The 23,069-nt window shown below is 51.8% G+C and carries 24 protein-coding genes; 15 read left to right on the forward strand and 9 right to left on the reverse strand.

Annotated features, from left to right (window positions below; genetic code table 11):
* The first annotated feature begins 215 nt into the window (after window positions 1-215).
* From O59_RS02460 to O59_RS02485, 6 genes are read left to right on the forward strand one after another with little or no spacing between them, the layout of a single operon-like run.
* Window positions 216-3,041 carry a monovalent cation/H+ antiporter subunit A gene (locus tag O59_RS02460; protein WP_007639168.1) on the forward strand — a complete coding sequence of 942 codons (2,826 nt, stop codon included), beginning with the start codon at window positions 216-218 and terminating at the stop codon, window positions 3,039-3,041.
* Entirely contained in the window at window positions 3,041-3,433 is a 393-nt protein-coding gene (locus O59_RS02465; RefSeq protein ID WP_007639170.1) for a Na+/H+ antiporter subunit C, read from the forward strand. The genes O59_RS02460 and O59_RS02465 overlap by 1 nt, the downstream gene beginning before the upstream one ends.
* The gene (locus O59_RS02470) at window positions 3,430-4,995 is read left to right on the forward strand and encodes a monovalent cation/H+ antiporter subunit D (protein WP_007639172.1); all 1,566 of its coding nucleotides are present in this window, start codon (window positions 3,430-3,432) and stop codon (window positions 4,993-4,995) included. Before O59_RS02465 ends, O59_RS02470 begins: the two co-directional genes overlap by 4 nt.
* Window positions 4,992-5,534 carry a Na+/H+ antiporter subunit E gene (locus O59_RS02475; RefSeq protein ID WP_007639173.1) on the forward strand — a complete coding sequence of 181 codons (543 nt, stop codon included), beginning with the start codon at window positions 4,992-4,994 and terminating at the stop codon, window positions 5,532-5,534. Before O59_RS02470 ends, O59_RS02475 begins: the two co-directional genes overlap by 4 nt.
* Window positions 5,516-5,785 carry a K+/H+ antiporter subunit F gene (locus O59_RS02480; RefSeq protein ID WP_040391064.1) on the forward strand — a complete coding sequence of 90 codons (270 nt, stop codon included), beginning with the start codon at window positions 5,516-5,518 and terminating at the stop codon, window positions 5,783-5,785. The genes O59_RS02475 and O59_RS02480 overlap by 19 nt, the downstream gene beginning before the upstream one ends.
* Window positions 5,786-5,795: 10 nt before the next feature.
* On the forward strand, window positions 5,796-6,140 hold the full coding sequence (locus tag O59_RS02485) for a Na+/H+ antiporter subunit G (RefSeq protein WP_007639175.1): 345 nt from the start codon (window positions 5,796-5,798) through the stop codon (window positions 6,138-6,140).
* An 8-nt stretch (window positions 6,141-6,148) separates the two neighbouring features.
* Here O59_RS02485 and O59_RS02490 read toward each other — a convergent pair whose 3' ends face one another.
* Genes O59_RS02490 through O59_RS02500 form a run of 3 tightly spaced genes read right to left on the reverse strand, consistent with a single transcriptional unit; the run spans window position 6,149 to window position 7,735 of the window.
* Window positions 6,149-6,397, reverse strand: a complete 249-nt coding sequence (locus tag O59_RS02490) for a 2-hydroxymuconate tautomerase (protein ID WP_324257552.1) — start codon at window positions 6,395-6,397, stop codon at window positions 6,149-6,151.
* A gap of 9 nt (window positions 6,398-6,406) precedes the next feature.
* Window positions 6,407-7,075 carry a hypothetical protein gene (locus O59_RS02495; RefSeq protein WP_007639178.1) on the reverse strand — a complete coding sequence of 223 codons (669 nt, stop codon included), beginning with the start codon at window positions 7,073-7,075 and terminating at the stop codon, window positions 6,407-6,409.
* 33 nt (window positions 7,076-7,108) lie between these two features.
* Window positions 7,109-7,735 (reverse strand): NADPH-dependent F420 reductase, encoded by a 627-nt coding sequence (locus O59_RS02500; RefSeq protein ID WP_040391068.1) that lies wholly within the window; start codon window positions 7,733-7,735, stop codon window positions 7,109-7,111.
* 101 nt (window positions 7,736-7,836) lie between these two features.
* On the opposite strand from O59_RS02500, the gene O59_RS02505 reads away from it, so the two are divergent.
* From O59_RS02505 to O59_RS02515, 3 genes are all read left to right on the forward strand, one after another.
* A complete protein-coding gene (locus tag O59_RS02505; protein WP_007639182.1) occupies window positions 7,837-8,718 on the forward strand; it encodes a LysR family transcriptional regulator in 882 nt (293 codons plus the stop codon).
* 78 nt (window positions 8,719-8,796) lie between these two features.
* Window positions 8,797-9,516, forward strand: coding sequence for a KHM family subclass B1 metallo-beta-lactamase (gene blaKHM / locus O59_RS02510; RefSeq protein WP_007639185.1), 720 nt, complete (start codon window positions 8,797-8,799; stop codon window positions 9,514-9,516).
* 19 nt (window positions 9,517-9,535) lie between these two features.
* Window positions 9,536-9,895, forward strand: a complete 360-nt coding sequence (locus tag O59_RS02515) for a VOC family protein (protein ID WP_007639186.1) — start codon at window positions 9,536-9,538, stop codon at window positions 9,893-9,895.
* Window positions 9,896-9,977: 82 nt separating this feature from the next.
* Here O59_RS02515 and O59_RS02520 read toward each other — a convergent pair whose 3' ends face one another.
* From O59_RS02520 to O59_RS21655, 5 genes are all read right to left on the reverse strand, one after another.
* Window positions 9,978-10,259, reverse strand: a complete 282-nt coding sequence (locus tag O59_RS02520; RefSeq protein ID WP_040391070.1) for a hypothetical protein — start codon at window positions 10,257-10,259, stop codon at window positions 9,978-9,980.
* A 12-nt stretch (window positions 10,260-10,271) separates the two neighbouring features.
* Window positions 10,272-11,198, reverse strand: a complete 927-nt coding sequence (locus O59_RS02525; protein WP_157152438.1) for a hypothetical protein — start codon at window positions 11,196-11,198, stop codon at window positions 10,272-10,274.
* Between the two features lie 19 nt (window positions 11,199-11,217).
* Window positions 11,218-12,426, reverse strand: coding sequence for an RtcB family protein (locus O59_RS02530; protein ID WP_007639191.1), 1,209 nt, complete (start codon window positions 12,424-12,426; stop codon window positions 11,218-11,220).
* A 422-nt stretch (window positions 12,427-12,848) separates the two neighbouring features.
* Window positions 12,849-14,570 carry a DUF3592 domain-containing protein gene (locus tag O59_RS02535; protein ID WP_007639193.1) on the reverse strand — a complete coding sequence of 574 codons (1,722 nt, stop codon included), beginning with the start codon at window positions 14,568-14,570 and terminating at the stop codon, window positions 12,849-12,851.
* A gap of 161 nt (window positions 14,571-14,731) precedes the next feature.
* Complete coding sequence (locus tag O59_RS21655; RefSeq protein WP_157152439.1) at window positions 14,732-15,019, reverse strand: hypothetical protein; 288 nt, start codon at window positions 15,017-15,019, stop codon at window positions 14,732-14,734.
* A gap of 143 nt (window positions 15,020-15,162) precedes the next feature.
* Between O59_RS21655 and O59_RS21920 the strand changes: the two genes are divergently transcribed.
* The 6 genes from O59_RS21920 to O59_RS20850 all read left to right on the forward strand — a co-directional run bounded on the left by O59_RS21920 (window position 15,163) and on the right by O59_RS20850 (window position 22,606).
* Window positions 15,163-17,271, forward strand: coding sequence for a CBM35 domain-containing protein (locus O59_RS21920; RefSeq protein ID WP_007639195.1), 2,109 nt, complete (start codon window positions 15,163-15,165; stop codon window positions 17,269-17,271).
* 100 nt (window positions 17,272-17,371) lie between these two features.
* Window positions 17,372-19,954 (forward strand): CBM35 domain-containing protein, encoded by a 2,583-nt coding sequence (locus tag O59_RS02550; RefSeq protein WP_007639196.1) that lies wholly within the window; start codon window positions 17,372-17,374, stop codon window positions 19,952-19,954.
* Between the two features lie 141 nt (window positions 19,955-20,095).
* On the forward strand, window positions 20,096-20,686 hold the full coding sequence (locus O59_RS02555; RefSeq protein WP_007639197.1) for a Crp/Fnr family transcriptional regulator: 591 nt from the start codon (window positions 20,096-20,098) through the stop codon (window positions 20,684-20,686).
* A 76-nt stretch (window positions 20,687-20,762) separates the two neighbouring features.
* Window positions 20,763-21,389 carry an NAD(P)H-dependent oxidoreductase gene (locus O59_RS02560; RefSeq protein WP_007639198.1) on the forward strand — a complete coding sequence of 209 codons (627 nt, stop codon included), beginning with the start codon at window positions 20,763-20,765 and terminating at the stop codon, window positions 21,387-21,389.
* Window positions 21,386-21,826, forward strand: coding sequence for a DMT family transporter (locus tag O59_RS02565; protein WP_007639205.1), 441 nt, complete (start codon window positions 21,386-21,388; stop codon window positions 21,824-21,826). The genes O59_RS02560 and O59_RS02565 overlap by 4 nt, the downstream gene beginning before the upstream one ends.
* A gap of 15 nt (window positions 21,827-21,841) precedes the next feature.
* Window positions 21,842-22,606, forward strand: coding sequence for a GNAT family N-acetyltransferase (locus O59_RS20850; protein ID WP_007639207.1), 765 nt, complete (start codon window positions 21,842-21,844; stop codon window positions 22,604-22,606).
* Window positions 22,607-22,639: 33 nt separating this feature from the next.
* Here O59_RS20850 and ruvX read toward each other — a convergent pair whose 3' ends face one another.
* A complete protein-coding gene (ruvX, locus tag O59_RS02575; protein ID WP_007639209.1) occupies window positions 22,640-23,062 on the reverse strand; it encodes a Holliday junction resolvase RuvX in 423 nt (140 codons plus the stop codon).
* Window positions 23,063-23,069 lie beyond the last annotated feature (7 nt).

Genomic DNA, 23,069 nt, shown 5'->3' on the forward strand with positions numbered 1-23,069 from the left:
TCCTGTTTTGTCCACACATCGGATGCAAAACATCCGTACACCAATGCCTTCTGGCTGCGCAGCCGCTCGCCGCTGTGTCAGCGCCATCCCTTTTTTACCGACCCACCTGCGTTAATCTAAAACTCGTCTGCGTTTTATGCCTATAGTCAGCCTGTTGCGCTGGCTGTTGTTGTGCATTGATTGTGCATTGTCATCAAGCATTCCGGGGATATCGCATGGAATTGTTGTGGATCATTTTACTGCCCTTGCTGGGCGCGTTTTTGCCGCCCTTATGCGAGCGCTTTGGGCGCAATATATGCGCATTTTCGGCGGCGATAGGGCCATTATTGGCGCTGGGCTTATTGCTGTCCTATCTGCCCGCACTGTTTGAGCGGCAGCTGTTTTTCTTCCATTTGGATTGGCTGCCGCAGCTGGGTATGGATTTAAGCCTGCGCCTTGACGGGCTGGGCATGATGTTCGCGCTCTTGATCCTTGTGATTGGCCTGCTGGTGATTTTTTACGCCCGCTACTACCTGGATAAACAGGATTCCCTCGGTCGCCTCTACGCCCTGTTGCAACTGTTTATGATGGCGATGCTCGGCATCGTATTGGCCGATAACATCCTGCTGTTGGTGGTGTTTTGGGAGCTGACCAGCCTGAGTTCATTCCTGCTGATTGGCTATTGGTCCCAGAAGAGTGAGGCGCGTAAAGGCGCGCGTATGGCGTTGGCGATTACCGGGGCAGGGGGGCTGACGTTACTCGCGGGCGCGTTGATTCTTGGCCAAATTACTGGCTCTTACAGTTTGCAAGTGATCACTAACTCGGCCGATTTAATCCAGGCGCATCCGCTCTATCCAGTTGCGCTGATCCTGATTTTGATCGGCGCCTTTACCAAATCAGCCCAGTTTCCTTTCCACTTCTGGCTGCCTCATGCCATGGCGGCACCCACGCCGGTATCGGCCTATTTGCATTCCGCGACAATGGTGAAGGCGGGCGTATTTTTGCTCGCGCGTTTGTATCCCGCATTGGCGGGTTCGGATTTGTGGTTTTACATTGTCACCTTTACCGGCCTTGCAACGCTGGTGTTTGGCGCCTATACCGCGCTCTTTAAACACGACCTCAAAGGCTTGCTCGCCTATTCCACCATCAGCCACCTCGGGTTGATCACCATGTTGTTGGGTTTTAGCAGCGAACTGGCGACGGTGGCGGCGCTGTTTCATATCGTCAATCACGCGACCTTCAAGGCCTCGCTGTTTATGGCGGCGGGCATTATCGACCACGAAACCGGCACCCGCGATATGCGTCGCATCAATGGTATGTGGCAGTACATGCCGATCACCGCGACCGTGGCCATGGTGTCGGCCTCGGCCATGGCCGGGGTGCCACTGCTCAACGGGTTCCTGAGTAAGGAGATGTTTTTTACCGAGACCTTGCAGGTGGAATTGATGGGCGGGTTCGATTGGATTATCCCGCTGATGGCGACGCTCGCCGGGATTTTTGCGGTGGCCTATTCCTACCGGTTTATTCACGATGTGTTCTTTAACGGCCAACCCATCAACCTGCCCAAGTTCCCGCCCCACGAGCCGCCGGGTTTTATGATCTTGCCCATGGCGATTTTGGGGGTGCTTTGTTTGCTGGTCGGTATCCTGCCCAATTTCACGGTCGCGCCCATTTTGGAGGCGGCCAGTTACGCGGTGTTGGGGGAGGGTATTCCCGACTATCACATCGCCATTTGGCATGGCATCAACCTGCCGTTGGCGATGAGTGTCAGCGCGCTACTTGGTGGATTGCTGCTCTACTATCAGCGCAAAGGGCTGTTTGCGTTTTATGAGCGTGGCTATCGGGTGGATCAAAAAGAAGAGTTTGAAAAACGCATCCAGAGTCTGGTGCGTTTTGCCCAGCGCTTTACGGATGCCATCGAAAACGGCTCATTACAGCGCTCGGTCGCTCTCTTGATCGGCACCGCGCTGCTGCTGGCCGCCGTGGAGTTCTGGCCGCTTGGGCAACTACTGGGCAAAGTCGCCCTGAGCCCGGTCGATTGGGTCAGTCTGTTGCTCGCGGTGGTGATGATGATCGCTGCACTAGTGACGGTGATCATCCATCACAACCGGGTTGCAGCGCTGCTGGTGCTGGGCGGGGTGGGGCTGATTTTATCGCTCGCGTTTGTGCGCTTTTCCGCACCCGATCTGGCGCTCACGCAAATCTCGGTGGAAGTAGTGACCATTATCCTGCTGATGCTGGCGCTCTACTTCCTGCCGCAAATCACCCCGCACGATTCCGATAAGAGCCGGATTGTGCGCGATATCCTGCTTGCGGGCGGCGCTGGTTTGGGGGTGGCTTTGCTGACCCTGGCGATTCTCACTCGTCCCTACGATACAAGTCTGGCCGACTTCTTCCTCGCTAACAGTGTCAGCGGCGGCGGCGGGACTAACGTGGTCAATGTGATTCTGGTGGATTTCCGCGGCTTTGATACCCTCGGCGAAATCACTGTATTAGCGATCGCCGGTTTGGGTGTCTACCTGATGCTCAATGGTCTGCAGTTGCCGCTGCCGGGTGCCGACGGCGATGGCCGCCGCTGGGCGCGCGATCCTTATCCCCCCATCCTCACGGTGCTGTCGCGGATTCTGCTGCCGCTCGCGCTTTTGGTCTCGGTTTACATTTTCCTGCGTGGCCACAACCAGCCGGGCGGGGGGTTTATCGCCGGTTTGATCACCAGCATCGCGCTGATTTTGCAGTATGTGTGCAGCGGCTCGGCCTGGGTGCAACAGCGCTTGCCGCTGGATTACGGGCGTGTGGCGGTGTTGGGGGTGTTGATCGCCACCCTCACCGGCATTGGCAGTTGGCTATTCGGTTACCCCTTCCTTACCACCAGTTTTACCTACGTGAGCTTGCCACTGGTGGGCAAGTTTGAACTGGCGACGGCGATGATTTTTGATACGGGTGTGTATGTCACCGTGGTGGGTGCGACCCTGCTAATGCTGGCGCAGCTGGGCAATCTGGCGCAAACCACCTACAACACATCGTCCGGTACAGCTTATGGCGATTCAGAGGAGGCACACTAATGGAAGCGCTGATTGCTTTGGTGATTGGGGTATTGGTGAGCTGCGGTGTGTACTTGCTGCTGCGCGCCCGTACCTTTCCGGTCATTCTCGGTCTGACCCTGCTGTCCTATGGGGTCAACCTGTTTATTTTTGTGATGGGTCGCCTGCGCACTGGCGCGCCGGCCGTGGTGAACAAGGGCGACAGCCTCAGCTCAACCCTCAACTATGCCGATCCACTCCCGCAAGCACTGGTACTCACCGCGATTGTGATCGGTTTTGCGATGACTGCCTTCCTGCTGGTACTCGCCTTGCGCGCCCGCGCCGAACTGGGTAATGACCATGTAGACGGCACGGCGGGCTTGGGCGAAAAACCGGTCAAGCCGGTGCGCCCACTAGAGGAGGACGAAGTTTGAGTCATTTACTGATCGCTCCTTTACTGCTGCCGTTGTTGACGGCGGTATTGCTGATTTTCCTCTCCGGCCGTTCGCTGTTACTGATTCGTAGCCTCAGTGTCATCTCCGCCGCGCTGCTAGTGGCGATTGCGGTTGCCCTGCTGCAAATCGCCAACGACGGTCAAATCCACCTTTACGCCTTGGGCAATTGGATACCGCCGTTCGGAATCGTGCTGGTGTTGGATCGCCTGAGCGCATTGATGTTGCTGGTCACTTCGGTGCTCGCGCTGTTCAGCCTCGTCTACGCTTCACGCGGTACCGACGGCCCCGGCGACAAACTGCACGCCATGGTGCAATTCCTGTTGCTGGGGGTGAACGGCGCGTTTCTGACCGGCGACCTTTTCAACCTGTTTGTATTTTTCGAGGTGCTGCTGATCGCCTCTTACGCGCTTTTGCTCCATGGCCGTGGCGCCGAGCGGGCGCGTGCGGGTTTGCATTATGTGGTGATTAATCTGGCGGGCTCGGCGCTGTTTTTGATCGCGGTATCGGCGCTTTACGGCATTACCGGCAGCCTCAATATGGCCGATATGGCCGCCAACATCGCCCAACTCGACCCCGCCGATGCCCCCCTCGCCGCCACCGCCGGTGTGTTGTTGTTGGTGGTATTTGGCTTGAAAGCCGCCATAGCGCCGCTGTATTTTTGGCTGCCGCGCGCCTACGCCTCGGCCAGTGCGCCGGTGGCCGCGCTCTTTGCGATCATGACCAAAGTGGGTGTTTACACCATAGTACGCACTTACACGCTGATCTTTGGCGATAGCGCTGGACCGCTGGCAAATCTCGCGTTGCCCTGGCTCTGGCCACTAGCGCTGATTACCCTGGCGCTGGGTTTGCTGGGCGCACTCGCGGCACGCGAACTACGCGTCCAGATCGCCTATTTGGTGGTGGTGTCGGTCGGCACACTGCTCGCCGGTATCGCGCTTAATACCGAAGCGGCGCTGGCGGCGAGTTTTTACTATCTCATTCATTCGACATGGATCTGTGGTGCACTGTTCCTGCTGGCCAATCTTATCCAGCGCCAACGCGGTGATCTGGGCGATCGCATCACCAAAGGGCCGCGCATGGCGCAATCGGCACTACTTGGCAGCCTGTTTTTTATCGCCGCTGTGAGTGTGATTGGCCTACCGCCGCTCAGTGGGTTTATCGGCAAGTTATTGTTGCTCAGCGCCGCTGGTACTCAAGGCAATGCAATCTGGCTGTGGGTGCTATTGCTCGCCGGCAGCCTCGCCACGCTGATGGCGCTCAGTCGCAGCGGCTCCACTTTTTTCTGGCGTGGAGAGGGCGATGTAGTTTCTACCCGGGGCTCGACTAGTCCAGTTGCGAATAGTCTCGATGCGGGTAAACCCCTAGCGCAAAAAGGTGAACTATTGGCGGTGATCGGGCTTCTACTTTCTATTTTTATGGTCACGCTGGGCGCATCGACTGTGCTGGATTACACCCAGGCGCTAGCGCACCAGTTGTTATCGCCCGAGGCTTACATTCAAGCCATGCATGAATTCACCGCAATTGAGGGCAACTCACAATGAAACCACAACCGGCAACACCTTCCTCAACGGCGCCTAAAGTGCGCAGCTGGTTTCCGCACGCGGGGTTGAGTGTATTTATGCTCTTGCTCTGGCTGCTGCTGGCGAACGATGTCAGCGTCGGCCAAGTCGTACTCGGCAGTATTCTGGCTTGGGTGATCCCCTGGCTTACACAAGGTTTCTGGCCCGAGTCCTTGCGCTTGCGTCACCCGCTGGTGCTGATCAAATTTGTGCTGGTGGTGTTCTGGGACATCCTCATCGCCAACTTGATTCTGGCGGTGCGCATCCTCGGCCCGATTAACAAACTGCAACCGGCTTTTATGCAGGTGCCGCTCGATATCCACCACGAATTCACCATCACCCTGTTTGCCAGCACTATTTCACTCACCCCCGGCACTGTGTCGGCGGATCTGAGTCTGGACCGTCGCTACCTGCTGGTGCACAGCCTGCACGTGACCGATATAGACGCCGCCATAACCGAAATGAAACAGCGCTACGAAGCCCCGTTAAAGGAGGTATTTGAATGCTCACCACAGCCATAAGCATCGCCATGTTGCTGCTCGGCATCGCCATCGCCCTCAACCTCTGGCGCCTGATACTCGGCCCCTCATTGCCCGACCGCATACTCGCGCTCGACACCATGTACATCAACGCCATCGCGCTGTTGGTGTTGTTCGGCATTTATCAGGGCAGCATGTTGTATTTCGAAGCGGCGCTACTCATCGCGGTGATGGGTTTTGTCGGCACGGTCGCGCTCAGCAAATATCTGCTGCGCGGCGACATTATTGAATAAGGGGAGATTTATGCCTGTTTCGCTCGACTCTGCATTACTGGAAGGCCTAATCAGCTTCTTCCTACTCGTCGGTGCCGCCTTCGCGCTCATCGGCTCCATCGGGCTGATGCGCCTGCCGGATTTTTACCTCCGCCTGCACGGCCCCGCCAAAGCCACCACGCTGGGAGTTGGTGGCATCATCATCGGCTCAGTGATTTTCTTCTCCACCCAGGGCGATGGACTGAGCCTGCATGAATTACTGATCGCGTTATTCCTCTTCATCACTGCGCCCGTTAGCTGCCACATAGTTGCCAAAGCGGCACTGCATTTGCGTTTGGAGGCAGTGGAGCGGACGCGGGGGAAACCGTGGAAATAAAACGCTAATTATGATTCCTGCTTTTTAACCTTTTCCGCATAAATCTCGCCGCCGACTGCCCAGTTTTTGGTGGCGACATCTTCAAAGATGACGTAAATATAATGGGCGTCAACACCGGTATTTTTTACCAGCGATTCGGTGACGTCTTTGGCGATCTTTTGTTTTGCTTCATCGCTTCTGCCTTCAAACATGGAGATAGTAACTACCGGCATATCGTTTTCCTCAGTTATGGAGTTGTGTTTCGGGAGATAAAAAATTCAGAAAAATCAGGGATAAACTCGAAGATCGGAAAAATAACCCTCGGTACCTATGTCTACCCATAATCCGATAGCACCTGTTGAATCTGCGCCGTGTTTTAAATCCTCAACAATTAGCGAAGGCTTATCGGCACCATTGATAAATAATGTTGCTAGCCGACCTGTCACCACAATTTTTAATTGAATCCATTCATTCAGTCCTATATCGGCAGGTGACTCGTAGCGACCTGGAAACTCGGTACGCAATCGATCAAATTTGAAATCCGGATAGGAAAAATACTGGGTGGCATGGCTGCGCCTTTTTGTATCCTCGCTACGTCCATTGGTTGGGCGAACGTAGATACTTTCAAATACAGAGTTATCCTTGTTAATGCGAAATGCTATGCCAATAAAACCGCGTGCATAATCCGGTGCATCGGCAAGTAATCGGCTCAACACCTTGATTTCAATAGTGCCGTCTTTGAAATCAGCTCCTTGGATGCGCACAAATGTTGGTTCATCAAACTTTGTTACCTTGGGGTTTTTAACAACTTTAATTGCCTTAACGTCATCAATATTTTCCAGTGAATAAGAGACATCGACTGCTGTTAATCTTGCAGTATTTAAATTAATTTCAGTTGCTAAAACATTTAATGTTGGCAGTAAAAAACTGATAACAACTGCGATAAAAAATTTCATGATGCCTCCTCACTGAAAAATACGGGATTTAACTTATAAGGTCACCCATGCTGGTGCTATACCAGTGCCCTTACCGAGAAAAAATCCAAAATGAATATTCATCTCCCCGATGGGTTCTATAAAGCGGCTATTGCTTAATGCGCCTGCATCTACCGCATCAAAACCTAATGCTTTTGTAAGTTGTGTAACTTTCGTTTTTGCATCTTCATCATCGCTGGCGATAAACACTTGCAGTGTTTTACTCAGGCGCGCTGACTGCGGCAGCAAGGGCGCAAAAATAGTGTTGAACGCTTTAACCACTGTTGCGTTGGGTGCGAGCGCCTGAATTTCTTCAGCGGCTGAAGTAGTATGGCCAATCACCAGCGTTTTGTAATCGGCACTGATGGGGTTGCTGATATCCACCAGTATTTTGTTGGTCAGATCACCAGCTTGTTGCAAGCTGTCTGCAACCCCGCCAAAGGGCAGGGCAAGAATAATTACATCGGCCAGTTTCACTGCGGCGGCAATGCCACCGCCTTCAATATTCGCGCCAGTTTTCGCCGCCAGTTCGGCTGCTTTAGCTGGGTCGCGGCTGCCAATAACCAGGTTAATCTTAGCTTCGCTCAATGCTTGAGCCAGTCCTGTTGCCATGTTTCCGGTACCAATAATTGCGACTTTCATTTGGGTGATCTCCACTGGGTTTAATGTGAAATCACTATAAATTGACAATGTAATGGGATAAATTCCAATTTCATTGGTTTACTTTAAACAGAGCGTTGTTAATGGATCGTTTAACCAGCATGAGTGTGTTTGCCAAATCGGTAGATTTGGGGTCGTTTTCGGCAGCGGCGGAAGCCTTATCTATGTCGCCGCAGTTGGTGGCTAAACACGTTAATGTGCTGGAGCAACAACTGGGGCTTCGTTTACTGAATAGAACTACCCGGCGCCAGAGCCTGACCGATGCGGGCAGAATCTATTACGAACGGGTGCGCATTATTCTGGCGGAAGTTGAAGCGGCGGATAGCCTTGCCGCCGAAGCGCGCACCGCACCGCGCGGACGTTTGAAAATTAACGCGCCAGTGAGTTTTGGTATCCATGCTTTAGCGCCAAAATTGCCAGATTATTTGGCGCGTCACCCGGAAGTGTCAGTGGAAATGACCCTGTCCAATCGTTTTGTGGATGTTGTCGAAGAGGGCTACGACGCCATCTTTCGGGTGGGCGACTTATCCGACAGCGGTTTGATTGCGCGCAGTCTGGCACCTTATCAACTAGTGGTGTGCGCCGCGCCTGCGTATATCGCAACTCATCCACCCATTAATACCCCAATGGATTTGCAGCACCATGAATGCCTGGCGTTTTCGCATCCGGTACTGCGCAGTCATTGGACCTTCGAAGGCCCCGATGGAAAAATGGTTGTGCCCATCGCCGGGCGCTTGGTGATGGATAGCGGAGAAGCACTGTTGTCCATCGCCGTTGCCGGAATGGGTGTTTTGTTGCAGCCGATGGAATTGGTGCGCGCCGAATTAATCACTGGTCGCTTGATTGCGCTGCTGCCTGAATACAAAATCCCTACCCGCCCCATGCATGTCCTCTATGCACCGGATCGCCGCATCACGCCCAAGTTGCGTAGCTTTATTGATTTTGCGGTGGAGCAGTTTGGCTGAGATGAGTCATGATCAGGTGTATTGATCTTAGTATTTATAGGCAGCATCTTTTTCAATAAATTAAAGGAATTCAATAAAATGAAAGCGTTTCTAGCAGCAATTTTATTTCTTTTATCAAACATCACTTTTGCTGAAGACCCTTTACCCGAGCTGGAAATTAAAAAAATCGAAGAGGGCGTTTATCTGTACACCGCTTACGAAAAAATTGAAGGCTGGGGGCTTGTTGGCTCTAACGGATTAGTCGTGCTTGATAACAAAGATGCTTACCTGATTGATACACCTATTTCAGCTAAAGATACTGAAGTATTACTGCAATGGATTGACGCGCAGGGCTTGACCGCCAAGGCAAGTATTTCCACCCATTTCCACAGCGACAGTAGTGGGGGTATCGCATTTCTCAATTCAAAGTCCATTCCAACTTACGCCTCCAAGCTAACTAACAAGTTGCTTAAAAATAAAGGCGAAGCACAAGCCACTCATTCGTTTATCAAAAATCCCTTTTGGTTGGTCAATAAAAAAATAGAAGTGTTTTATCCCGGCGCTGGTCACACTTCAGATAATGTCGTGGTGTGGATGCCAGAGCAGAAAATTCTATTCGGCGGCTGTTTTGTCAAACCCGAAGGTCTCGGCAATCTTAGCCACGCAGTAATAGAAGAATGGCCTGCCTCCGCTGAAAAACTTATCACTCGCTACGGCACTGCAAAGCTAGTTGTGCCAGGGCATGGCAAAGTTGGCGATGCTTCGTTCTTGGAAAAAACCAAGCAGCGAGCATTTGAAGCTACAGCAGCTAAAAAGTAAATTTCAAAAGAAGTGATTAATGAATAACCACGAAAAACTCAACTACGTCGAATTCGCCGCGCGTGATTTACCGGCAACCAAAACCTTTTTCTCCGCCGTATTCGGTTGGGAGTTTGTCGATTATGGCCCTGAATACACCGCGTTTTCCCATCAGGGTTTGGATGGTGGTTTTTATCAAGCGGATATGTGCAGCCAAACCAGCAATGGCGCTGCATTGCTGGTTTTTTACAGCGCGGATATTCAAGCAACTTTGCAAAAAGTGATTAATTGCGGCGGCACGATTATCAAACCGTTGTTCGATTTCCCCGGCGGTTGCCGGTTTCATTTTACCGAGCCGAGTGGCAATGAGTTTGCGGTTTGGTCGGAAGCAAAAAATTAATCGCTGTAACTAAATGGCACTGGTTTATGCAGTGCCAATTTCACACGAGTACAAGCAGAGCAGTCCAAAACACGGATTTCATTTAGTGCAGGGTGATTATCGCGCGCTTTGGGCTGCTCTCTTGCGTATCGAAATTATTAACACTAATTCTGCTCCGCGCTGGTGAACGGGTGGCCGATGACCCTCCTTTTACATCGAGCCACTCGTTAACTTTGCGTTTTATTTCATGTTTGGCAGCCTTACGTTTAGCCTTTTCCGTTTTTTCATGCACACCACCTTTGCTCATAATGGGGTGAAATGCATGACCGTTGCGCCGTTCCTGTTTCTTACCTTTTGTGTTCCTGTCGTCTTGCTGATTGGGCATGATTGCCTCCTGTTAACTGGCTAGTAAAAACCACTCTGGATTATTTGCCGCTTTTAAGCGGCGTTTTGCTTTTGCATCATTGGCGATAAATTGCGGCGCTTGTTTTGTAGTTTCAAAACAAAACTTCTCTGGTAAATCTGTGTAGAGAGAGCGGGGTGGTGCGCTGCCATTTATCTTCTTCATTACTTTTCCGGTATCGAAGGTGTGATAATAAACTTTGCTAAACCCCAGCTCCTGCTGCACAAACCAAAGCGTTGCCGTCATCATGGCTTCTGACCAAATCTTTTTTTGCTCCGCGATCACATTTTCGCAGTAAGCCGCCACCTTGTTTCGGTCTAGGCTAGTGCGGCTCCAATAGAAATGCATTTCATTACCGCTCCCTGTACTTAATGCTCGCTTGTAGGTGTACTCCAAGTCCCGGATTAAATCGGATTGAATTTCTTCAATCAGAATTTCTCCGGTATTGAAATCCATATCCAACCTTGCCCATGCGAGTGTTGCCATACGCTTCCGGCTTTTAGGGTGAGCCGAGGTTGTCAGCCTATTCAAATGGCAACCGGTTACTGCATTAAACATTGCATCAAATTGATTACTCAAATTTAATTGCAACACCAGGTTCGCACCGGGGCGCGATGTTTGGTTCCATGAATAACGTTTCTTGTGGCCCCACTTGCCGAGCGTTAATACATAGTGTTCGGTTTGTGTTGACCACACACTATCCAATTGCGCTATCTCAAGCCGTCCATTTCCTGATTTTTTAAGGGTGTCTTTCACGAGTGGTTTATCCAAAAGCTTTTTCAGCTTTGATTGTTTGATGCCGTGAATATCACTATTTGTAGCAGTGCTTAAATACTGTTTGAGTAAATAAACTGCATACTGATCCTTAAAATAGCAAAACTGCGTGCGCTCCTTGGGAAGGCAGGCGATGACTTCATCCAATAATCTATCGTCCATAACATTATCCTTTTATACACAAGACTTGTTTGAGTGTATGAACCACCTCTATCAAGTCAGATTGGTTTTGCATAACCTCGTCGATGTCTTTGTATGCCGCAGGGATTTCGTCAATCACTGCTTTATCTTTGCGACATTCAACGCCTTTGGTTTGTGCAATTAAATCTTCTTTGGTAAACGCGTTACGTGCAGCAGTGCGGCTCATTTTTCTACCGGCGCCGTGGGCACAGGAACAAAATGAATCGGTATTGCCTTTTCCGCGCACAATAAAAGATTTAGCGCCCATACTGCCGGGAATAATTCCCAGCTCACCTTCACGTGCACTAATAGCTCCTTTGCGCGTAACAATTACATCTGCACCGAAATGATGTTCGCGACTCACATAATTATGGTGACAGTTAAGCGCGTGGCGATCGGCCTGAAACCTGGGCAAAAATGGCGCTATTGCACGCAATACCAAGCCCATAATTTCATTGCGATTTAGACGCGCGTATTCCTGTGCCCAATTGACCGCCGTAACGTAATCCACAAAGTGCTCACTGCCTTCGGTGAAATAGGCCAAATCTTTATCGGGCAAGTTGTGAAACTGTTTGCCCATATCTTTTTTGGCGAGGGCGATAAAATACTGCCCAATCGCATTGCCTATTCCACGGCTGCCAGTGTGCAGCATGATCCACACGTCTTTGTTTTCATCCACACAGACTTCAATAAAATGATTGCCGCTACCGAGCGTGCCCATTTGTTTGGTCCACAGGGTGTTCGGTTGTTTTAACATTTTCATCACTGTGGGATGTTTTTCAAAAAGCCACTCCACACCGGCTGTCATTTGTTTACATGCGCTTTCACGAATGCTCACCGTTTTATGCGCTTGCAAACCTACTGGCACTGCACGTTCGATCGCACTGCGCATTGCGGCGAGGTTATCCGGCAGTTGCGACGATTTAACCGAAAGTCGCACAGCACTCATCCCGCAACCAATATCCACACCCACTGCAGCGGGAATAATGGCATTTAAGGTCGGTATCACCGCGCCTACGGTCGCACCAATACCTAAATGCACATCGGGCATCGCCGCTATATGCGAATGAATAATTGGCAACTCGGCAATTTTTTTCAGTTGCGTCAGCGCCTCATTTTCAATATCGCGGGTGTAAATTTTTACGGGTTTAAAACCATTCCCCGCATTTTTGTTTAATTCAATTTTTACAGGCATAGAAATCCCTTAAGTGACTTTTTTGATAAATCACTTTGCGTTACTAAAAAAATGAAACCTTCGAGTTGGCTTTTTAAATCGCAGAAAAGAAAAAGCCCCGATTAGTTTCCTAATCAGGGCTTTAGTGTTGCGCCTGACTGGAAGGTTTTGTTATCACCTTCCAAGTCTGAATACTCAAAAGGTTGTTAGCGGTTGGTATAGTTCGCGTAGGTCATCATTGAGTACTCCATAAGTTGTGACAAACAAGTTGTCGGGTTGAACAGCAAAGTGTTTTTAGCACTCTGGAAATTGGGCGCGATAATACGCCGTTTTTTTGAGCTGTCAATTTTATTTCACGGGATGGGTTTTTTACCCGATGCTTTTCAAAAATATCCGTCGCACTGTTGCAATTACTATTTAATTTATTGCGGATTCATATCGACCTAACCAATCGCATACCCACTCAAACTTCCAATCGCCTCCAACGCCAGCTGCGCTGTTTCGCGGCCTTGTAAATTGATCGCGACGGGAATTTTTTTGCCGCTGTGGGTGAGGGCAATGATTTTGCAGATTTCTTGATGACCTTTACTGCTCTGTGTGCTGTAGCTGGTGGCGATTTGTAAGTTGCTAATTTCTGCGCGCGGAATTTGATTGCGTCCAATGGGAATTCCCAGCCAGTAGCGTTTGCTGATCAGGCCATTGTGATCCAGCTGGACGCGCAAACTGGTGAAGAGCAGTTTGAGGCAGATAAGTGTGACCAGGCTGCCGAGCAGGGTGAATACCCACACCATGATTGCCGGGGCATCGGATTTAAGGCGCATGAGAATACCGGCGCCCGCAAAAAATACGCCCACGATTAACCCAGTCAGGTTAGTGCCCGCGTTTTGAAGCATCGGGAAATGCATGCGCACGCCGCCGGGGATTTGTTCGATATTGGCGACGGCTTCAATTTGCGCTTCGCGCTCATCCATGAGTTGCGGGTGTTGGCTGCTCATCGGTAGTGCCGTGTGCGCTGGTTCGGCGGTGGCAAAGACAGGGATTTCAAATTGGCGCTGCAAATCCACGCCGGGTAAATCGGCATGTAAGTCCAGGCGCCAGAAACGATAGTCGCTGCTGTAGGTTTCCGAGGCGGGCAGGTCGGCGGGCACGTCAAAACACACCGCTAATAAGGTGCCACCGGCGGGTGCAGGTTTTGTGTGCGCCAAGCCGATGGTTTGCCAGATCACCGTTTCACGGCGACTGCGGTTTTTGCCGCTGCCGGTTTCGTAGCTGCGCAGGCATTGCAAGCTGACGGGAAAACGCTGTTGGCTGTTGTAGGCCAGGGGCAGGGTGAGGGTACCGCCCACTTGTCCACCCAAACGGCCGGGGTAGGGGTCGAGCATCAGACGCAACTGGCCAAAACGGCGCCAGCTGCGGGTGTTATTGATGGCCCACGCCAGCATAATCACCCCGAAGAGGGGAAATAATAAAACCATCAGGATTAGCTGGTTACCTTTATCCAGTTCGCCGGGAATCGCAATCACGGCGGGTAGCGAGATGAGGTTCCAAATAAGAGTGAAGCCCCAGAGAAACCAAAGGCCGCTTTTGCCATTGCAGGTCACTTCGCGGTTTGCCCATTGCTGCTGCCCGAGCCAGGGTTTGCTGGTGCTCTCGGGGTGGTTGATAGCGCCGGTTTTGGCGAGCAGTGTCCACAGCATCAGGCCGATACCTACGCCGCCAAACACCAGCACAAAAATCAGTTTGAAGCCGAGCATGCTCCAGCGCAGGTCGCGGTTGAGCACGGCGTCGGTGGGGTCTGTGGGGTTGACCCAGGCGGGAACGGGCTGTTGGTTTTGCAGCGCAGAGGATAGCTGGGCGGCCAGCTGTTGCTGGAAGTCACCAATGTTGTCGCTGCCGCCCATAATGGCTACCCGCTCGCCGGTATAGTCCAGCATCTGGTAGCGATAGGTGTAGCGCGCAGTGGCCTGGTAGGTATTGCTATCGTCGCCGCGATTGACCGATAAATTGGCCTCCAGCAGTTGCGCCTGCACTTGCGGCCAGGATTTCATCTGCTGCCATGTATAGAGGTTGGGAATAATACTGAACAGGAGTAAACCGATGCCAACCCCGGCAAAGGGCAGGGCAAAGAGCAACATAAACCAGTTGTGTTTGAGTGTTTTTAGCATGGCTTACTCCTTCAATTCTCTGCCTGGCAGTGTAGCGGCGATTGCCCGCTGATGTGACGCTTTGGCGCCTTCACCAGCGGCTCTTCAAAAAACAAGTAAACGATTACATTAATTATTATTAAAATATGTAATCGTTTTTGTGGCGGTTAATGTTGTTTTCATCACAAAGTATGGCTGAAAACGGCAATTTCCCTCTTGACGCTATGAGCGGTCAGGCGCACCATTTCGTTCAGTTCCACCCGCTGGGTGTGATGGGTAAAAACATAATAATCCCACTGCACCGGCAAGCCCCAAATCCACAGCTTTGGCAGAACGACGGGTTTAACCCTGTCGCTCAAAAAGCCCCGTGGGTTGATTCCCGGGTCCCGTTCACAGACGAACACCAATACCCCACAAGTGCTGCGCTGTAACCCAGCAGCCTCAAGCCTGGTGCGACCTTTGGTATGCACCTATCGGCTCCTCGGTCACTACCTCGTCCGGTCTTTATTGGCCGTGTTATCGCTATGTCCTAACGACATCGGCTGCAAGTCCTGACCTGTGCAGGGCGAGACGCCGCAGAAACCAATAACTAAAAGTGGAATAGGTATCAACAATGAAAAACAATATCCCTGTGCGCTCACTGGGCCGTTACGCCCTGTTCGCGGCGGCAACCAGTTTGCTGGCCAGTGCCGTTCAAGCACAAACACTCGGTGACAACCTTGCCATTACTGGCCCCAGCGCTGGCGCCGATGGCTCCGGCTTTAACGACACCAAACTGGTGCGCGACGGCAATGTCGGCACCGCCACCCAAGCCTCAGGTACCAGCAACCAGCGCGTGTCGGTCAAGTGGGGCAGTGCGGTGACGTTTAATACGGTGATCCTGCGTGAAGCGGGCAGCAAAGTGACCAGCTGGAGTTTGGTCGATAACGACACCGGCACTGTGTGGGCGACGGGCACCGGTATCGGCGCCGAGCGGGTGGTAAATTTAGGCACACGCAGCACCAAAAAAATCAATTTGATTGTGAATGCGACCAGCGCCCCGGCGATGGCCGAATTTGAAGTTTATAACGCCAGCGGCACGGCTTCGTCGGCGCCAGCTTCCAGCGCCGCCCCATCCAGTGTTGCCGCGTCCAGTACCCCCGCTTCAAGCGCACCTTCCAGCCAAACGATTGTGTACCAAGCTGAAAGCGGCAGTTTGTCGCAAGCGGCAGTGGAGTCCAACCACAGCGGTTTTACCGGCAGCGGTTTTGTGAACTTCGATAATCTGTTGGGTAGTTCCGCCCAGTGGACCGTCAATCAAGCCAGTGCGGGCACTGCGACTATCACCTTCCGCTATGCCAACGGCACCACCAGCAATCGCGCTATGTCGATCAGTGTCAACGGCACGGTGATCAATTCATCGCTGGCGTTTAATGGCACCGGCGCCTGGGCAACCTGGGCTGAGCAAAGCATGACAACCCAGTTGAATGCCGGCAGCAATGTGATTCGCGCGGTATCTACCACCAGCGATGGCGGCCCAAATCTGGATCAGCTGTCAGTGACCGGTGGAACAGTGGTGGTTAACTCTTCCAGCAGCCAGTCATCGGTTGCACCTAGCAGTGTACCGGCGTCGTCCGTTGCACCGAGCAGTGTGCCCGCTTCATCGGTTGCGCCAAGCAGCAGCTCGGTGGCTAACACCTCCAGCAGTGCATCCTCTAACAATGGGGCGATTCGCCCGGCGAAAATGGAAGGTTTTGCTGCCCATGCCGGTGTAACTGGCGGTGCCGGAGGTAGCGTCGTTACCGTGTCGACGGGTACGGAATTGAATGCGGCGCTCTGCGGTCGCAGCACCATGAGTGAACCTATAGTGATCCGGGTCAATGGCACTATCAATCACGGCAATACCACTGCCCAGGGCTGTAATACCCAGGCGGATGTGATTGAAATCAAGGCGATGAGCAACATCTCGATTCTAGGGGTGGGCACCAATGCGCTGTTTGATGAAATGGGCATCCATGTGCGCGATGCATCCAACATCATCATCCAAAACGTGCATATCCGTAATGTGAAGAAGAGCGGTTCACCCACCTCCAACGGCGGTGATGCTATCGGCCTGGAAACCAATGTGGATCGCGTGTGGATCGACCACAACTGGCTGGAAGCTTCGGGTGGCGAAAAAGACGGTTACGATTCGCTGCTGGATATGAAAGCTGGGGTGACTAACGTGACGGTTTCCTACAACCTCTACAACGATTCCAGCCGTGCGGGATTAATTGGCTCGAGCGATAGCGACAACAAAAATACCAACATCACCTTCCATCACAACTGGTACAAAAACATCGAACAGCGCACCCCGCTGATCCGACACGCGTTAGTGCACATGTACAACAACTACTGGTCGAACGACAGTATTGACCACATGTTCCATGCCATTAACTCGCGTATGAACGCCAAGGCGCTGGTGGAGAGCAACTACTTCTACAACGTCAACAACCCGTTGCTGGCCTCCGACGATTCCGATGTTGCCGGCTGCTGGCAAACCAATAACGACAATACGGTATTGCCCTACATCTACTACAGCCGCACGGTGGGTAATGGCGCTTTGGTTATTCCGGAAGTGGTGAGTGGCCAATTGCAATCCACTTGCTCGGTGTCGGTGCCCTACGCGGTACAAATGGATGCCGCTGCCAATGTACCGGCCATCGTTATGGCCAATGCCGGGGTAGGAAAAATCTCGCCGTAATTGATTTTACCAATCCGTCTTCAGGGGCATCCGCTTCGGCGCTGCCCCTCGCAGTGACGCCAATCGTTTTCGATAAACAATAAATTCAAAGGTAATCGAGATGACTATTTTCAAACACACGTCCAAGCACTGCATGCATTGGCTAAGCCGGGGATTGGTGCTCAGTGCCGCCAGCTTGCTTGCCACTGCAGTACACGCACAAACCCTGGGCACCAACCTTGCCATTACCGGCCCCAGCGCGGGCGCCGATGGCTCGGGTTTTAACGACACCAAGTTGGTACGCGATGGCGACACCGGCACCTATACCCAAGCCAGCGGCACCTCCAACCAACGCGTCTCGGTTAAGTGGGGCAGTGCAGTGAACTTTAATACGGTGATCCTGCGCGAGTCAGGCAGCACCGTGGGCGCCTGGGAGCTGGTGAACAACGATACCGGCGCGGTATTGGCGACAGGTTCTGGCATAGGCGCCGCGCGCACTGTGAATCTGGGTTCGGTGTCAATGAAAAAACTGAACCTGATTGTCAGCGGCAGCTCACCCCTGCGCATGGCGGAGATTGAGGTGTACAACGCCAGTGGTACTGCCAGCTCCAGCTCAGTTGTTTCCAGTGCCGTCGCCTCAAGTTCAGCGCCGTCCAGTATTGCCGCATCCAGTACCCCGGCTTCCAGCAGCGCACCCGCGAGCCAGACAGTGAGCTACGAAGCCGAGAGTGGCAGCCTGTCGCAAGCGGCAGTGGAATCCAATCACACAGGCTACAACGGCAGCGGGTTTGTGAACTTCGACAATCTGGTCGGCAGTTCCGCCCAGTGGACCGTCAATCAAGCCAGTGCCGGCACCGCGACTATCACCTTCCGCTATGCCAATGGCACCACCAGCAATCGCGCCATGGCGATCAGTGTCAATGGCACGGTGATCAATTCCGCGCTGGCGTTTAACGGCACCGGCGCGTGGGCTACCTGGGCGACACAATCGCTCACGGCTAATTTGAATGCCGGTAGCAATGTGATTCGCGCGGTATCCACCACCAGCGATGGCGGCCCGAATCTGGATCAGTTATCAGTGACCGGTGGAACGGTGGTGGGCAACTCCTCCAGCAGCCAGTCATCGGTAGCTTCATCAGTAGCGCCGAGCAGCACACCGGCCTCATCATCGGTGGCCTCCTCAACGCCTTCATCAGTTGCACCTTCATCAACCGCTCAGAGCAGTTCCAGTGTGGCTTCCAGCCAGGTCAACAGCAGCGCATCCTCGGTGAATTCCTCCAGCGGTGCCATCAGCGCCGAGTGTATCCAGTTGGCGACTAACCCCTCGGTGAACTGGCGCGATACTTCGCTGCAATCGGATCAGGCGATTGTAGAGTGTCTGTCCAAAACCCTGGGCAAACCGGTGGGTTACGGTGAAAACGCCAAGGGTGGATACGACCCTAACGGCAATAGCAAACTCACCATCATCACCAAAAATGGCAGCGTTTCAGTTGAGCAGCAATTGTTGGATGCCTTAACCGATAACGCGCACAACTGGATTGTGTTCGACAAAATCCAGTTCGCACAGCCGCACGAAGTGGGCATGTATCGCACCTATTGCGATAACGCGACAGTGCAATCGATTCTGGGCGCAAGTCAGGCGGAATGCATCGACTATCACTCATGGTGTGCACGCAAAGGCTTTAACGATCTGGCGACTTGTCGCACCGAGTTCTTCAACAAGGCGATGAACGTGAGCAGTATTCCGATTCGAATCCCGGCCATTGGTTCTAACAAAACGCTCGATGGTCGCGGCAGTGAGGCCTACTTCCTGTTCAGCGGTTTTGCGATCGGTAAAGACAGCAACGGCGTGCCGACACAAACCTCCGAGAGCGTGATCCTGACCCACCTGAAATTCCAGGGCGCAGGCCACACCGAAGACCATTATGTCGACCCGGATATGATTCGCTCCACCGGCGCATCGCACGATATCTGGATCCACAAAAACACCTTCGATACCACCGGTGATTCGGCGTTTGATGTAAAAGTCGGCGCTTACGATCTAACGATGTCATTCAACCGCTTGGTAAATGTGAAGCGCGCGGTACTGCACGGTTCCAGCGACAGCCGTACCATCAATTCACAAATCACCACCACCATGCACAACAATGCCTTTGTCACCACCGACGACAGTTACATGTTGCTGGGTAATACCCTGCGTCGTGTACCCTTATTGCGTCGCGGCACCACCCACATGTTCAACAATGTATTTGTGAATTATCGCAACCAGATTTTGAGCCTGCGGGTTGGAGCCAGTGCGCTGATGGAGGACAGTGTATTTATGGTGAACGCCGAGCATCAGGAAAAGAGCACAGTGGAATTATCGCTCGCAGAAATCAGCGTCAACCTGTTTAAAGACATTGCCGACGGTTACTTCCGTAACGACCGCAACTTCCTCTGGTTCGGCGACGCCGCCTGCAATTTAACGGCAGCTACCCAAACCGCGCTCACCGCGAACAATGGAACCGTCGCCAACCTTGCCAACAATTACAACGCGGCTTCACAGACGACTATCAACAACTGGCGCTTTGCCGCCGGTCAGGATCTGGTGGATTACGTGAGTGCAACGGCGGGTAAAAACGGCGAGATTCCCTACAACTCACCATTGGCGGGCGACCGTTATTACGTGTTGGGTCTGGGCAAGGTGCCGTGCCAAACTCGATAAGGTTTAACGCATGACAACAACAGCCCCGGTGCACAACACCGGGGCTTTTTATTTTCTTTTATTTTTTATGGCATTCACGCCTTGAATGACCTTGCATAAACTCCCTAGAATCAACGCCCGCTGATTTTTGGATAAGAGTGAATGAGTGCAACGGCTGATGCGTTTAATGAACTGAAAAAAACCATGGAATCCTACGCGCCCATTAGCCCGGAGACCTGGGCGGCATTGGTTACGATTTGCAAATTTCGCACGCTCAGTAAACATCAGGTGCTGTACGCCCTGGGTGAAATTCCACCTTCTTTTTCGTTTGTTTATTCCGGGCTGTTCAGATCTTTTATCACCGACGAAAAAGGTGCTGAGTACAATAAAAACTTTTTTTACGAAGGCACATTTCCCGGCTCAATGGTAGCCTTGCTGCGCCATACTCCCTCGGCCTTTACCATTGTTGCACTTGAACCTGCGCAGATTATTGAAATTGATTTTCCCGCCTATCGCGCACTCTTATTGCAGCGCGATGATTTAAAACTATTCCAGATCTATTATTTGGAACGCAATTGGTTGCTCGCCAAGGATGCGCGCGAAATTGCAATCGTTCAGGAAGATGCCACCCAGCGCTACTTGCGTTTTATGCGCGAATATCCCTTTTTACTTGAACGCTTATCACAACACCACATCGCCTCACATTTGGGAATTACCCCCACCCAACTCAGCCGTATTCGCAAAAAACTGTAATTTATCAACCTATGTAAATGATTTGGGTTTGTTCGCTCTTTATGCTGATTAACAACTATCACAGCAGGAATAACGAATGAACTTGATAAAGGCTTTGCACTGGCGCTACGCCGTGCGTGAATTCTCCAGCGATAGCATCGCCCCCGAACAATTGCAGCAATTATTGGAAGCAACACGCTTGAGTGCGTCCTCTTACGGTTTGCAGCCTTATCATTTGCTGGTGATTGAATCACCCAGGATTCGCCAGCAATTAGTTGAATTTTCTTTCGGGCAAGACAAAGTCGCCAATTGTTCTCACTTAATTATTTTTGCCGCGCATACGAATGTGGGTGATGCAACGGTTTATCGCTACATCCAACAATTTTCAGCTGTGCGCGAGGTTGTCCCCTCACAGCTACACAATATGGCGCAGCACTACAAAGCGGCGTTGGCGCAAATGAACAATGCACAGCGACAGGAGTGGGCGCACCAACAAGCTTATATCGCATTGGGAAATTTGCTTACCTGCGCCGCGCTACTGGAAATTGACACTTGCCCAATGACCGGTATTGAAGCTGAAGGTTACGATTGGGTATTAGGTCTGCGCGAAAAAAATCTTACCACTACGGCGGTTTGCCCGATTGGTAAACGCCACCCGCAAGATCGCACTGCACAGGAGCGCAAAGTGCGCTTTGAACTACAGGACATGGTGACAAGGCTGTGAATTATGTTGCGTTGCTTGCCTTGCTAGCGGGCGCCGCTATCGCAATTCAGGCGGGCATGAATGCGCAGTTGGGGGTGTTATTAAAAAGTCCGCTGCTTGCGGCAGCGGTGACTTTTATGGTGGCCTGTGGTTGTGCGCTGATTGTGGCTGCTATGACTGCGCGTCAATTTCCATCGGCGACAAGCATTTACACTGTGCCGGGTTATTTATGGTTTTCCGGTGCAATTAGCGCTTTTGGTGTCGCATCTTTTTATTTTTTGATTCCGCGCATGGGTGTTGGCCCGATGATGTCTTTTGCACTCACCGGGCAATTATTGATTGCGATGTTAATCAGTCATTATGGTTGGTTTGATTTACCCAAAACATCTATCACCTTTTCAAAATCGATGGGTGTACTCGCCATGATTGCAGGAATCGTATTAATTAATCGACGTTAACGCAGAGTGATAAATATGCAAGCATTAGATCAATTGAATATCGCTAACCTGACATCGCTGTGGCAAAAAATGGGCGTGGAAGATCATTCAGAATTTGCTACTGATGGATTAAGTATTTCGCCCACCTGGCCCAATCGTTTTTGGTTTGAATGGCATGCAACCTCGGCACAAATTAATGAGCTCAACCATTTTTTACATTGCCTGCCTACGCGCGCGGTAATTCCGGTGTGGACTGGCGCAGGTGAACAAGCCGCGCAGTTGGAGCGGTATTTACAGGATGAATGTTTTCAAATTTTGTTTGAGCAGTTGGCGATGTATCTTGATTTGCAAACAATTGTGCAACAAGACTTTCAAACTCTAACGCAACAAGACTTTTCACCCTTGAATATTATTAAAGTGCAAACGACACCAGAACTGATTGCATGGACGGAGACTGCTAGTGCAGCATTTGGTTATTGGATCGATATCAATGCGCTGCAACCCTTAATTGCCGACAGCAATGTCCAGTTATTGCTCGTCAAAAAAAATGATCAGCCCGCAGCAACAGCGTTGATTTATAAAACCGGTGAAATTATTGGTGCGCATTTGGTGGGGGTGCGGGAGAATTTTCGCGGGCAGGGCATCGCCAAAAATCTGATGCTGTTGGTAATTCAGCAAGCGGTGGTGATGGGTGGAAAATATTTGACCTTGCAGGCTTCAGCAGCGGGTGAGCCGCTGTATCGCAACCTGGGTTTTGTGGCGCAGTTTGTGATTAAAAATTATCAGCGTGTTGAAAAATAAAAAACGCAGCAGCGCAATTGCAGAGCGGTAATTTTAGGCAGGTTGCCGCTCAAACCAGCTTTCCAAAATCAAGCGCGCGGCAATAGAATCCACCGGGTTATGTTTATAGTGACGTGATCCGCCCTGTTCCATCACTTCACCTTTGGCTTCAAAACTACTTAGGCGCTCGTCCACCAATTCCACTTTTACGCCAAAGCGGCCATGCAGGCGGTTGGCAAATTTGCGTGCGCGTGTACTCAATTCGCTTTCGCTGCCATCCATATTGAGTGGCAAGCCTACCAATACCAAATCCGGTTGCCACTCCTGCAACAGCTTTTCGATCTGGGTCCAGTCGGGTACGCCATCTCGGGCTTTTAATTGCGCTTGGGCGTTGGCGGAGCGAGTAATGGTTTGACCGGTGGCGACACCAATATTTTTGGTGCCGTAATCAAACGCGAGCAGGGATTTAATCGTCATGGAGGAT

It is taken from the genome of Cellvibrio sp. BR, assembly GCF_000263355.1.
Lineage (GTDB): Bacteria > Pseudomonadota > Gammaproteobacteria > Pseudomonadales > Cellvibrionaceae > Cellvibrio.

Excerpts from the sequence above, each read along its gene's own strand:
- O59_RS02460 (WP_007639168.1), top strand. The coding sequence starts at position 216 with ATGGAATTGTTGTGGATCATTTTACTGCCCTTGCTGGGCGCGTTTTTG.
- O59_RS02465 (WP_007639170.1), top strand. The coding sequence starts at position 3,041 with ATGGAAGCGCTGATTGCTTTGGTGATTGGGGTATTGGTGAGCTGCGGT.
- O59_RS02475 (WP_007639173.1), top strand. The coding sequence starts at position 4,992 with ATGAAACCACAACCGGCAACACCTTCCTCAACGGCGCCTAAAGTGCGC.
- O59_RS02480 (WP_040391064.1), top strand. The coding sequence starts at position 5,516 with ATGCTCACCACAGCCATAAGCATCGCCATGTTGCTGCTCGGCATCGCC.
- O59_RS02485 (WP_007639175.1), top strand. The coding sequence starts at position 5,796 with ATGCCTGTTTCGCTCGACTCTGCATTACTGGAAGGCCTAATCAGCTTC.
- O59_RS02495 (WP_007639178.1), bottom strand. The coding sequence starts at position 7,075 with ATGAAATTTTTTATCGCAGTTGTTATCAGTTTTTTACTGCCAACATTA.
- O59_RS02500 (WP_040391068.1), bottom strand. The coding sequence starts at position 7,735 with ATGAAAGTCGCAATTATTGGTACCGGAAACATGGCAACAGGACTGGCT.
- O59_RS02505 (WP_007639182.1), top strand. The coding sequence starts at position 7,837 with ATGGATCGTTTAACCAGCATGAGTGTGTTTGCCAAATCGGTAGATTTG.
- blaKHM (WP_007639185.1), top strand. The coding sequence starts at position 8,797 with ATGAAAGCGTTTCTAGCAGCAATTTTATTTCTTTTATCAAACATCACT.
- O59_RS02515 (WP_007639186.1), top strand. The coding sequence starts at position 9,536 with ATGAATAACCACGAAAAACTCAACTACGTCGAATTCGCCGCGCGTGAT.
- O59_RS02520 (WP_040391070.1), bottom strand. The coding sequence starts at position 10,259 with ATGCCCAATCAGCAAGACGACAGGAACACAAAAGGTAAGAAACAGGAA.
- O59_RS02530 (WP_007639191.1), bottom strand. The coding sequence starts at position 12,426 with ATGCCTGTAAAAATTGAATTAAACAAAAATGCGGGGAATGGTTTTAAA.
- O59_RS02535 (WP_007639193.1), bottom strand. The coding sequence starts at position 14,570 with ATGCTAAAAACACTCAAACACAACTGGTTTATGTTGCTCTTTGCCCTG.
- O59_RS21920 (WP_007639195.1), top strand. The coding sequence starts at position 15,163 with ATGAAAAACAATATCCCTGTGCGCTCACTGGGCCGTTACGCCCTGTTC.
- O59_RS02550 (WP_007639196.1), top strand. The coding sequence starts at position 17,372 with ATGACTATTTTCAAACACACGTCCAAGCACTGCATGCATTGGCTAAGC.
- O59_RS02555 (WP_007639197.1), top strand. The coding sequence starts at position 20,096 with ATGAGTGCAACGGCTGATGCGTTTAATGAACTGAAAAAAACCATGGAA.
- O59_RS02560 (WP_007639198.1), top strand. The coding sequence starts at position 20,763 with ATGAACTTGATAAAGGCTTTGCACTGGCGCTACGCCGTGCGTGAATTC.
- O59_RS20850 (WP_007639207.1), top strand. The coding sequence starts at position 21,842 with ATGCAAGCATTAGATCAATTGAATATCGCTAACCTGACATCGCTGTGG.
- ruvX (WP_007639209.1), bottom strand. The coding sequence starts at position 23,062 with ATGACGATTAAATCCCTGCTCGCGTTTGATTACGGCACCAAAAATATT.